The 12,203-nt window shown below is 55.7% G+C and carries 6 protein-coding genes; all 6 read left to right on the top strand.

Translation table 11 applies throughout. The features are described from left to right. Positions 1 to 196: 196 nt before the first annotated feature. Positions 197 to 1,129, top strand: a complete 933-nt coding sequence (locus ABD796_RS31890; RefSeq protein WP_344916123.1) for an ABC transporter ATP-binding protein — start codon at positions 197 to 199, stop codon at positions 1,127 to 1,129. Continuing rightward, positions 1,122 to 2,066: an ABC transporter permease gene (locus ABD796_RS31885; RefSeq protein WP_344916121.1), complete on the top strand. Its 945-nt coding sequence runs from the start codon at positions 1,122 to 1,124 to the stop codon at positions 2,064 to 2,066. The genes ABD796_RS31890 and ABD796_RS31885 overlap by 8 nt, the downstream gene beginning before the upstream one ends. A gap of 341 nt (positions 2,067 to 2,407) precedes the next feature. Then, positions 2,408 to 3,784 carry an extracellular solute-binding protein gene (locus ABD796_RS31880; RefSeq protein ID WP_344916119.1) on the top strand — a complete coding sequence of 459 codons (1,377 nt, stop codon included), beginning with the start codon at positions 2,408 to 2,410 and terminating at the stop codon, positions 3,782 to 3,784. A gap of 12 nt (positions 3,785 to 3,796) precedes the next feature. Next, entirely contained in the window at positions 3,797 to 4,792 is a 996-nt protein-coding gene (locus ABD796_RS31875; protein ID WP_344916117.1) for a Gfo/Idh/MocA family protein, read from the top strand. Between the two features lie 33 nt (positions 4,793 to 4,825). After that, on the top strand, positions 4,826 to 6,139 hold the full coding sequence (locus ABD796_RS31870) for an ABC transporter substrate-binding protein (protein WP_344916115.1): 1,314 nt from the start codon (positions 4,826 to 4,828) through the stop codon (positions 6,137 to 6,139). Positions 6,140 to 6,210: 71 nt separating this feature from the next. Beyond that, positions 6,211 to 12,078: a hemoblobin-interacting domain-containing protein gene (locus ABD796_RS31865; RefSeq protein WP_344916113.1), complete on the top strand. Its 5,868-nt coding sequence runs from the start codon at positions 6,211 to 6,213 to the stop codon at positions 12,076 to 12,078. The last annotated feature ends 125 nt before the right edge of the window (positions 12,079 to 12,203 follow it).

The following is a 12,203-nucleotide window of genomic DNA, read 5'->3' as shown; positions in this document are numbered from 1 at the left end:
AATTTTGAGGATGTCAAAAGCCGCGAAAATTCGCGGTTTTTTTATTGCGACATTCCCGAGGCTATCGGGCTACACCGTTTTGAATCCATTTTATCATTTATAACGATAATTATATATTGTAAAACGATAAATATTGTGATAAATTCAAACTGCTATTAGTAAGGAACGAGCACTAGGTAAAGGAGAGAGGCCGTGTATGAATAGCGAACCTATCATCAGTTTGCAAAACGTGACGAAACGGATCGGCCGAACGACAATTGTCGACGGTCTTACGTTTGACGTGCCGCAAGGCGAAATCTTCGGTTTCCTTGGCCCGAACGGGGCCGGTAAAACAACGACCATCCGCATGATCGTCGGACTGATGTCGACCACCAAGGGGCAGATCCTGATCAAAGGGAAAAACATCAAAACCGAATTCGAGCAAGCGATCCGTCACGTCGGAGCCATCGTTGAAAATCCGGAAATGTACAAGTATTTGAGCGGCTATCTGAATCTCGTTCATTACGCCCGTATGGTGCCGGGTGTGACTAAAGAAAGGATCGACGAAGTGGTTAAGCTGGTCAAGCTGGAGAGCCGAATTCACGACAAAGTGAAAAAGTACTCGCTCGGCATGCGCCAGCGTCTCGGAGTCGCTCAGGCGCTGCTGCATCGGCCGTCCCTGCTGATTCTGGACGAGCCGACGAATGGTCTGGACCCGGCAGGGATTCGCGAGCTGCGCGATTATTTGCGGCAGTTGACCCGCACGGAAGGCATCACGGTTATCGTCTCCAGTCATCTCTTGTCCGAGATGGAACTGATGTGCGACCGGATCGCTATTCTCCAGCAAGGCCGGCTGGTGGATGTGAAGCCGATTCAGCATTTCACCCAGGGAACCGACCAGGCTCTGACGTATCGGATCGAAGCGCAGCCGGCGGAGCTGGCGCTTGAAGCGTTGAGATCTATGGATGGAATCCAGACGGCCAAGCTGATCGAAGAGGGACAAATCGAGCTCGCGACCGAAAGGGAGCGAATTCCCGAAATTCTTAACCAGCTAATGCAGCGCCAAATTCGGATCTATGGCGTTCAGATGGTTCGTCAATCGCTGGAAGATCGTTTTCTGGAAATAACAGGGGGGAGACAGATTGTTTAATCTTGTGCGCAATGAAAACATGAAGATTTATCGACGGGTGCGAACGTGGATTCTGCTCGGATTTATGATCGCCTTGGTGCTTTTTGTAAATATCATGGAATGGCACTCCGAAGGGAAAAAGTCGCAGGGCGAAGGATGGCGAGCGGAACTGCAGCAAGAAAAGGAGCACCGGCTCGAGACTCTGAAGAAGCCTGAACTGGCTGAAGAGAGCCGCACCTACAACCTGCAACAGATCGCCGTCATCGATTATCATCTGGAGCGAAATATACATACAACAGAAGGGACGATGTGGGATGGCGTAAACGGTTCGGCCGCTCTGGTGCTCGTCATTACCGTGTTCACCATCATTATTGCGGGAGACAGTCTGGCGGGAGAATTCTCGTCCGGTACGATCAAGCTGCTGCTCATCCGGCCGGCCAATCGCCTCAAAATTCTCATAGCCAAATATACCACTTCGTTGATGTTCGGTTTGCTTTTGCTGCTCACACTGTTTGTCGTTTCCTTCACGGTGAACGGTATCTTATACGGCTTCGGACATCTGGATCTGCCTTTGATCGAAGTGACGAATGACGGGTTCATCGTCGAGAAGAATATGCTCCTCAACCTGTGGAAAACGTATCTGCTAAACGGGATTTCCACGATCCTGTACGTTACTATGGCCTTTATGATCTCGTCGTCTTTCCGCAGCAGCACCATGGCCATCGGCTTCTCCATCGCCACCTTGTTTGCAGGCAATATTTTACTGGAGGCGCTGCACCGGTTCGATTGGAGCAGATACCTATTATTTGCGAACACCGATCTTACCCCATATTTGAGCGGGAGACCTTATCAGGACGGAATGACGCTTTCATTCTCTATCGGAGTGCTTGCTTTTTACTTTATTGCCTTTAATCTAATCTCCTGGTTAATGTTTACGCGAAGAGACGTGGCGGCTTAACGTGTTTGCAAATCACCGGACCATAGAAGCAGGGCTGCGGGATCAATTCCGGCGGCTTTGCTTTTTTTTAACCGCAATGAACTGCCAGCAGCCTTCGCCATCGCAAGGACTTATCGACAGGGACCTATTGTTAGACAGAATCAGGTTTCAATAAATATTTTATGTGGTTTTTATAATGGATTGACAATGAGGTTTTACCGTTATATAACTAAATAAACCCGGGTTTTTTCCAATGAATTCAATAATTGGTTTATAAAAATAAAAACCAGAAAGGAGAAAGAAATATGGTAAAGTGAAAATAAAAGATTCACCATTCTATTGATGTATTGGAGAGTTGGGCGATGAAAGGCAGACCGACGAGCGAGCAATTCCAGAAGCAGCTGGAGGATATGGTTAATACACTGCGCAGTGAAATCGTCAGAGGCCGTTATGCGGCCGGTGAATGTTTGCCGTCGGAGAAGCTTCTGGCGGCGCGCTTCGGGCTAGGCAACGTTTCGGTTCGAAAAGGGCTGGAACAGCTGGTGGAGGAAGAGTTAATCGAGAAAATTCCGCGGGTAGGAAACAGGGTGCGCATCAAGAGAACAAAAAGGGAGCCTGTTTCGTTGACGATTTCCTGCAATGACGTGACGGTGCGCAATCTGGAGCTTCCGAGGCTGCTGGACGAGTTTCATAAGCAGTATCCGTGGATCCAAGTAGACTACAAGATCACCTCGGCCCAATCGATGGACGGGGATGTGATCACTATGGACAATTTTCAGTTTCAAAGTTGGATAGAAACGGGGGCGCCCCCGGCATTGGAGCCGCTTGAGCCGCCGCCGGACCTTTATCCGGGACTGTTCGGACAGTTCATGCTGCGGGACCGGCTGTACTTGCAGCCGATCGTGTTTTCGCCGGTAGTTCTTTGCTACAACAAGACGCATTTTCGCGAATGCGGGTTATATATCCCCGATGGCAGTTGGACGTGGGACGATTTGGCCGAAAGCGCGGAGAAGCTGTCCGAGGTGAAAGGCCGTTACGGATTTTGTTTTCATGTGCCGGATCTGAATCGATGGCCGCTGTTTTTATTGCTTGGAGGAGGACGATTCGACTGGGACGGCGCGAGGCTGAAGCCGATTCGTGGCACGCCGCTGTTGGAAGGACTCCGGCTGTGCCGAAATCTGATTCAGAACCGGAAGGCGTTTCCGCTATATTTGTCCCAGGATAATTACGATATCAGCCAAATGTTTGCGGAAGGCAAAATTTCGATGATTTTGACGACATATCTCGGCTTGAACCGCTGGAAACGGACGGAGCTGGACTACGATATCGCGCCGGTTCCTTTTATCGGCTCGCCCAGGACGTTGTCGATTTGTCTTGGCGTGGGCGTAAGCACGGAAACCCGTTATCCGGAAGAAGCGCGCTTGCTGGCCGGCTTCTTCACCTCCCCGATCGCGCAGCGGTTTATCCAGAAACACACGATGAGTATTCCGAGCAGCCGTTCGCTGCCGGTGCGGGTGACGGACGATGCGATTCGCCGACCGGAGAGGTATCCGATGTTTCGCGACATGATGTTTTCGCTCCGCACGCATCGCGATCTGAATGTGCCGGCGGCGGCTTTACGGATTTTATTTAATCCGATCAAGGCGTACTGGGCCGATCTGATCGACGAGGAGGAGCTATGCGCCAGATTGGAATCGATAAGCTTCGACACGAATACGAGCACTACAGACGGAATCTAAGGAAGTGGAACAATGGGGTACCGGACAGCGGTCATCGGCGCGGGGCGAATCGCCAACAGCCATCTCAGCGGGGTTCGAGCGATTCCTGAGTTTGCGCTCGTTGCGATTGCGGATGTAAACGAGGAGCGGGCGCGGGAACTCGGTCAAACGGACCGGCTGAACTGCTACGCCGATTACCGGGAGATGATCCGCGAGGAAAAGCCGGACGCGGCGATTATCGCGCTTCCGCATTATTTGCATCGGGAGGCGGCGGTTTTTTGCGCCGAGCACGGCTGCCATCTGATGATCGAGAAGCCGATGGCGATCAGTCTGAACGAATGCGACGAAATCAGCGCCGCCGTGCGCCGGAGCGGGGTCATGGCGATGGTCGGCCACACCCAACACTACATGGCGGCGAATCGTACCGCCAGAGAGCTCGTGCGCAACGGATCGCTGGGCAAGCTTGTTATGATCAATGATACACGGCACGGCGACTATTTCTCGGCTGACCGGCCGGATTGGTTTTTTCGGAAAGAACTGGCGGGCGGCGGAAGAATGATGAATCTCGGCTCGCATTCGATCGATCGCATTCAATGGATTACGGACCGGTCAATAAACAAGGTGAAGGCGTCTCTTACGTTTTACGGCAATCGCGGAGATGTCGAGGGCAGCGGGCTAGTGTACTCGGAGAACGAAGAAGGTGTGCCGATCATGATCTCGCAATCCGGTTATAAAGGAGCGCCTCGCAATGAGCTGGAGCTGATTTTCACCGGCGGCATGATCCGGGTGGAGGGCGGCGGCGCGCTTTCGGTCAGCCGAGGAGGAAGCTACGAACGGGTGGAGGTCGATTCGGGCGAGCTGCTGTTCGCGCGGCAGTACGCAGATTTTCTGGAGGCGATCCGCTCCGGCCGCGAGCCGGAATGCTCGCTGGATTATGCCCGCGGCGTCATTGCCGTAGTAGAGAGCATATACCGTTCGCACGAGTGCGGCCATATGATCGAAGTGCCCAAAACCGCGAAGATTTTGTAAAGCAAGCCAGATGAGAAGGGGAGATAGGGACAAATGAGCAACAAATGGAAAACGTCGTTGTGTGTTCTGTCGCTGCTGACCGCAGCCGCATGCGGATCGAAAGAGGGAGCGGGTACGAACGCGGGGGATAACGCCCCCGCGGGCAATCCGGCCAAGCCGGAGACGAAAGGGCCTGTGGAGCTCGTAGTGGTTACGCCCGACGCGGATTTTAACGAAGCGTTCATCGAAAGACTCGGCAAGAAGTTTCCGAACTACACGATACGACATATTAACCAGTCCACGAAAGGAAACTCCATCCCGGAGCTGCTCACGAACGGAACGCCGATCGATCTGTATGGAAAAAGCGCCGGCGGCTTTGCGGAGGAATATATCGCCAACAGGCTGCAATACGATATGACCGATCTGATCAAAACATACAATATCAATCCGGCCGACTATGAAAAAGGACTTGTCGATTATGTTAGGAAGCTTTCCGACGGCAAAATGTATGCGCTTCCAGGTAACGGAAACAACCTGGTCGTGTTTTACAACAAAACGGTGTTCGACCGCTTCGGGGTGCCTTATCCGAAAAACGGCATGACGTGGCAGGAGATGATGGAACTAGCCAAAAAACTGACCCGTGTGGAGGGCGACAAGTCCTATATCGGCCTGAGCGTCCATACCCAGCTGCTGCTCAATTGGAACCAAATGGGCTTACCGTTCGTCGATCCGAAAAACGGCTCGCCAACGATGAACAAGGATGAACGGTGGCGGACCTTCTTCCAGACGATCTTCGGCGAGCCGGTCCTGACCCAGGCGTACCAGGCGGCGGGACAAACGTTTACGCAGGGGAACAACGCCTTTTACGCGGGCACTGTCGGAATGATGATCTTTAATTCCAACACCGCAACGCTAGCAGGCTCCAATCTGGAGAAGATGGACTGGGATATGGTGTCGATGCCGTCGTTCCCCGGTCTCGCCGGTGTGGGAACGCCAATGAATGCGACGCTGTGGGCCGTTCCGGCGATCTCACGGAACAAGGAGGCGGCTATGGATGTAATCGCTTACTTATTGTCCGACGAGTATATGGGCGAGGTGTCGAGACGCGGCAAGCTCGTATCGAAGCAGACGGACGCCATTCTGAAAAACTTCGGTTCGGAGGCGACCCCGAAGGATAAAAACTGGTCGGCGATCATCCACGACAAGTTCGCTCCGTTTCCGGAAAAAGCGCCTTTCGAGCCGAAGATCTTAACGATTAACGAGAAGTATGCAAACGAATACGTGGCTGGCAAGGCCGATCTGAACTCTGCGCTCCGGATGATGGAGGAAGAGGCGTTGAAGGTGATCCAGCAGGAGAAGGCGAAGTAACCGGCCGTGCGGATCTAACCTGACGGGCGCAAGAAGGCGGACCTAGGAACAGAATGAAGGAGGTGCGAACCATGAGGAAGGCGAGTTCCATGTTAGCGATCGTCTCGTTGCTTGCCGCTCTCTGTCCGGCCGTCGGATCTGCCGGCGCGCAAGAGGGAAGCGGCGTATCGGAGGAAGGAGAGTCTGTTCGGATGTATGCGAACAAGTGGACGGTTATTCCGAAGTGGAGCCAGACTCCCGTCATAGACGGTTTCCCCGACGAAGCGGTCTGGGGACAGGCAGCGACACTGGATGATTTCCGGACGGCCTACGTGAACGAGGCCGCAGTCGACAGCCCAAACTATCGAATCGGCTACGACAATACGATGCTGTACGTGGCGGCATCGTTCGCGCAAGCGGAGAAAGAAGCGCTCGCGGAGGTCGATATTATCGTCAGCCCAGATACGCACGGGGATCGCCATTATGTGGCGACGATCCCTGTATCTCCGCCGGAGAAACCGATGAATACGGATTGGAACCCGGACTTGCTTGGCGACGAAAGCAACCGCAATCGCGTTCAAATTACGTCGTTCTCCGTCGAAACGTCGGAGTCCGGCGGACAGTTTCGGTTTGAAGCGGCCATTCCGTGGAGCGCGTTCGGCACGGCGGCCCCCGCTTCGGGAGACGAATGGCGAATGAACGTCATGCATCTGCATCGTCTGAATACGAGATCGCTTTCCTCGTGGGTGCCGGTACGGACCTCAAGTTTCTGGGATACGGGCAGCGGGGCGGTAACCGTGCCGGTTAATACGGTCGATCAAGGCCGGCTCGGCAGCGTATACTTAGAACGACCGCCGGCGGGAGAGGAATGGACGCCGGAAGAAGCGGAGCTGCGTTACATGAATTTCGCGCGGAAGGAGCTGAGCTTCAAGACGCCGTACCCAGAACCTGCATCGTATGCCCTGGCTTGGAAAGGGCCGACGGGAAACTGGGAGCAGCTGCAGCAGGTGGCGAAGACGGCGGCTGGAGGGCGGACAACGCTGAGCTTCGAGCATCCGGCTGTGCTGGAGGACGGGCTTTACGAGCTGAGCCTGCTCGCCAACGGAGGGCTGCCGTCGGATGAGCTATTCGCAGTGTTCAGCTTTGACCGGGATGACCTCATCCGAGCGGGTCTTGCCGGAGCGGCCGCCTTTCCGTCCGCGAGCCGGACCCCGGTAACGCCCGCACCCGCGTCGCAGCGGGTAGAAACGTTGCTGGAGCTTATTCCGGACAAAATCGGCTTCCGTTTCACCGGACTGCCGGAGATGCCGGAGCTGAATCCGGATGATTTGTACAGCTTGTCTTCCGATCGCAAAAGCCTCGTCTCCAAAAAGACGGGGACCGTATATCCGAATGCGGCGTTTCCCGAGGAGCATACGCAAACCGCGGTCAACAAGCTAGGGCAGACGGTGGAATATCCGTATTATGAGGATAGCGGGGGAAGAAAGTTTTTCCTTTCCGCACATCTGTGGTATTTGCAAAAAAACTATGTGATTCAGGAAATGGAGAACGTTTCCAAAATCGATCCGCTGGGAGCGGCCCGGCTGCTGTACCGGTTCGCCGAGCGATATGAAGGCTACGTGCCGGTTACGGATTATAACTGGCATACGTATCCGATCAGTTGGACGGCCGGATTTCCGTTCAATTATTGGGGAGGCATGTGGAACCGCTGGTATATTGCCGATTTGACCAGCCTGCAGCCCCTGCTTCGCGCGTTTGATACGGTCAGGAAAACCGATGCGCTGGATGTGCTCAGTCAAGAGGTCGGGGAAAATGTCGAGGCTAAGCTGGTGAAGGAAATGGTCGCGCCTTCCGTCGATTTCGTGCTCGGTTATACGAAACGGCTCGGCAACATGAATGCGAGTGCTTGGAGCGGGCTGATCGAAGCGGGCAAGGCGATCGGCGAGCCGGATTACATACACAAAACGGTGGAATGGATTCGCGAATACGTAGACAAACAGTTTTTGTCGGACGGATTTTGGAACGAAGTGACGCTGTCCTACCATATCCAGTCCACGGAAGGGCTGGTCGGCGCACTCAGGCAGCTGGAAGGATGGAGCGATCCGCCCGGCTACGAATCGCCGCGTTCCGGCGACCGGTATGGCAACTTGCATATGGCCGACGAGTATCCGATTACGGAGAAAGCAAGACAGATACCGAGCCTGCTCGCATACCCGAACGGCAGCATCCTGCCGATTCAGGATACTTGGGCGAACCAGCGCGTAGAAGCGCCGAACCTGAATGCATCTTCGCTCCTGCTGCCGGCTGCCGGAATCGGCAAATTGGCGTCGGGAGAGGGGGAGGAACAGACGCAGCTTTACTTGCAGTTCGGTCCCAAGTACGGCCATACGCACTACGATCCGCTCAATCTGAACTTGTACGCGCAAGGGCAGGAGCTGTTGCCGGATCTCGGGTATACGTATACGAATTACCGCTATTTTACATTATCTACGCTTGGCCATAATACGGTTGTCGTAAACGGCAAAAATATGACGACAGCCGGCGAAGCCAAGCACGGCGGAAAAATCGAAGCGTTCGTTCCGAACGGGGGAGCGTTTCAGGCCATTCGCGCCAGCGAAACAAATGCTTATCCGGAAACCGGCGAGTACAGCAGGGAGCCGTGGTTCGTACCGTTCGGCGACGGAAACGGCGAAGGGTATGTGCTTGATATTTTTCGCGTGAACGGCGGCAGCCGCCACGAATACACGCTGCAGGGGGATGCCAACCGGGACGCGGTATTCCGCACCGATATGCCGCTTGAACCGTATGGACCGCGCCTGCTGCCGCCGGGAACGGAGGCGCGGGAAGCCGAGACGTTTCAGCAGAGCGGAACGGCAGAGGGACATTATCCCGGTTATATTTACGTGAAAGACGTTCAGCGGGCGGAGCTGCAGGACGACCGGTATACCGTAACGCTGGTTACGTACGACAGCGGCGGGGAACAGGCGAAGATGCGCATAACCGGATTACTGGAAGAAGGGGACAATGAGTTGTTTCTCGGGCGCTCGCCTTCGGTTCGCTCGACCCGGTTGTCCGGCAGAGCCCTGGATACGAACGATGAAGCGGTCAAGTACGATATGCCCAAGCTGGTGCTGCGACGAGAAGGCGCCGATTTGACGAGCACCTTTGTTACGGCGATGGAGCCTTACAAAGGGGTGGGGGTTCCGGTTATCGAAGCGGTGGATCGGCTCCAGCCGGATACGGCGCCGGAAGGCGCGGTAGTCGTGCAGGTGAGCTACGGGGACACGACCGATCTCATTCTCAGCTCGCCGCGGCATCCGGAAGAGGCGCTTGTCGTCGGTGACGTAACGATGCGCGGCGAGATGGCGATGATCCGGATGGTAAACGGCGCCGTTACGAAGATGGTGCTGGTCGGCGGCACGCTGCTGAAGAAAGGAAGCCGCGAACTGACCGGCAGCGGGCCGGTGACGGGGACGATCGACTCGGTGAAGCGAATCGGCCGCGGCGACGCGTTCGACGGATTTGCGACGCAGACGCCGATCGCTCCGGAGCAGGCGGCCGCTTTGCGCAACCGTTATGTAATCGTCACCCATCCTGACGGCTCCGCGGGCGGTTACCGGATCAAAGAGATTCGGGCGGCGGCGGGCAAAACCGAGATCGAGTTTGCCGACTACGATCCGGGGTTTGATATGAACGACGACGGCACCTCCAAGATGGCGTATTTTCCGACGAAGGAATGGAACGGCACACACACGTTCTCTATCGCCAATGTGGAGACCGAAGATGACAAAGCGCTGCGAACGATCACGTTGGGTATGCCCGAACGGCACTTGCTGCAAGGAGAGACGGTGCGCATAACCGCAAGCGGCACAGCCCTTGACGGCACCGCAATTGCTTTGCCCGGAGCGCAGATTTCGTTTGCCAGCAGCAACCCGGGCGTATTGAAAGTGGATGCGGCCGGCAACGTTACGGCTGTCGGGGAGGGGACCGCGACGATCACGGCGGAAGCTACCGCAAACGGCGGAGCGGCTGCTGCCTCCGTCATCATGTCGGGACAATCCCGCTTCTATCGTCAGTACGACGCCTTCGATTTGCCGATATTGGAGCAAACCGCAGCGACGCAGTATTTTGCCCAATACAATATGGTTCGCTTCGAGGCTTCGGAAGCCGGACAGCGCATTCGGTTCGGCTTCGATACACCCGGGGTGGAAACGATTCCCTACGAGGTCGGGCTGAAAACGTATAAAGGCGGAGGCTTCGGCAAATACCGCATCGGCATCGACGGCGTGGAGCAGCTAAGCTACGATTTCTTCAGCCAGCCTTCCGTCGTCGGGACGGAATTCGAATCGCTAGGCACGATTTCCATGACGCCCGGATCGCATAGTCTGGAGCTGACGAACGACGGGAGGGCTCCCGGCGCTTACGGCTACAGATTCGGCCTGATTCAGTTGCTCCTGGCCCAGCATTTGAACGAGCCGCCTGTACTGCACGGCCCCGGAAATCCGGTGTACACCGGCCAAACGGCGGCGTTCGCTTTTACGGACGATCCGGGTTGGCGGGCGGGTATCACCGGAGTAACCATAAACGGGCTGCCGCTGCCGGCCTCGGCTTATTCGCTCGCCGCCGGAGGGCTGACGATCGCGCCCGACGCATTTGCAGCACCGGGGCGTTATTGGATCGTCGTAAAGTCGGCGGGTTATCGTCATGCGGTAATTGAGCAGGTCCTAACGTCTAATGCGGCGTTAAGCGGCTTGACGGTTTATCCGGGCGTTTTGCATCCGGCGTTTGTTCCGGATCAAGTCTCGTATGGGGTAGCAGTTGATCAGGATGTGGAAGAGCTAAGCATAACCGCGGTTACGTATCGTCCCGATGCCGTGCTGAGCGTGGCCGGGCACGTCTACGGCTCCGGCGCGCCGGCGTCGATCGGTCTTCATCCCGGAAATAATTCGGTTGCGGTGGACGTTTATGTTCCAAACGGCGAAGCGGCCCGGTACCAAATCGACATTCAAAAGGCATACAAGGAGGCTGCCCGCACGGGCACCGTTACCGGAGCGGTGTATGATCCGTTCGGCAATCCATTAGCCGGCGCCTCGCTTCGACTGCTCGGCCTATCCTCGCCCGCCGAAGCAGTGACGAACGAAGCAGGTGCGTTTTTGCTCGCGAACGTGCCGATCGGGTTTTATCGGGTGAAGGCCTCTCGTTCGGGTGCAAGCGGTTTGTCCGCACTGATCGAGGTGGAGGAGGCGAAAAACGCCGAAACGACCGTGGTGCTGATCGATAAGTCGCCGCCGCAAATAACGAGCGGGCCTATACGGTATGCGGCGATCGGCGATCCGGTTCAGGCGGCTTCCTCGAAAAACGGCCATCTGTACCTCGTCCCTGCCGGTACCGGGACATCGGCTGCCGTGCTGGCCGCCGCGGCGGCCTCACCCGGAGGCGCCGCAGCGATGGCGGCGGCTGGCGCCACGGTCACGCTGGACACGTACGGACTCGGAGCGGGACACTACGCTTTGTACGCGGTCGATAGCGGAGACAACGTGTCCGCGCCCAAGCCGATTACGATCGTCCGCCGCGATCTCGACCTGTTGGACGATGCGGACCCTGTTGTTGCGTATTCGGGCGTTTGGACGAAGTATACGTCGGCCAATTATTTGGGAGGAAGTTTGTTTCTGACCAATCAAGCGGGCGCCTCCGCCGATATTCCGTTTTATGGCACGCGCGCCGAGCTGGTCGGGATGCTGTCGGCAAACGGAGGCATGTTAGACCTTTATCTTAATGGAGTATTGGTACGGACCATCGATACGTACAAGACCGGTACCTCGCAGTACCAGGTGATCCTCCACGATACCGGCGATTTGCAGCCGGGAGTCCATGTTTTGACCATTGTGGTCAAGGAAGAGAGACATCCGTCTTCCACTGGCAGTTTCGTGCGTTTCGATGCCTTGCCCATCTTCCATTAGCCGACTGGAGACGCGAACTGCGATAGTGTAGCTTTAAAAAGCCAAAAACCGCCGGAGCTGAACTGTACCTTGATCGTTAGATGCGATCGGCAGTTCAGCTCCGGCGTTTTTTTGTAAGTACGCGT

Origin of the sequence: Paenibacillus hodogayensis (genome assembly GCF_039536325.1) — a bacterium.
Lineage (GTDB): Bacteria > Bacillota > Bacilli > Paenibacillales > NBRC-103111 > Paenibacillus_AB > Paenibacillus_AB hodogayensis.
This window is presented reverse-complemented; position numbering and strand designations above follow the sequence as displayed.

Coding starts and splice junctions, on each gene's coding strand:
- ABD796_RS31880 (WP_344916119.1), top strand. CDS start 2,408: ATGAAAGGCAGACCGACGAGCGAGCAATTCCAGAAGCAGCTGGAGGAT.
- ABD796_RS31865 (WP_344916113.1), top strand. CDS start 6,211: ATGAGGAAGGCGAGTTCCATGTTAGCGATCGTCTCGTTGCTTGCCGCT.
- ABD796_RS31870 (WP_344916115.1), top strand. CDS start 4,826: ATGAGCAACAAATGGAAAACGTCGTTGTGTGTTCTGTCGCTGCTGACC.
- ABD796_RS31875 (WP_344916117.1), top strand. CDS start 3,797: ATGGGGTACCGGACAGCGGTCATCGGCGCGGGGCGAATCGCCAACAGC.
- ABD796_RS31890 (WP_344916123.1), top strand. CDS start 197: ATGAATAGCGAACCTATCATCAGTTTGCAAAACGTGACGAAACGGATC.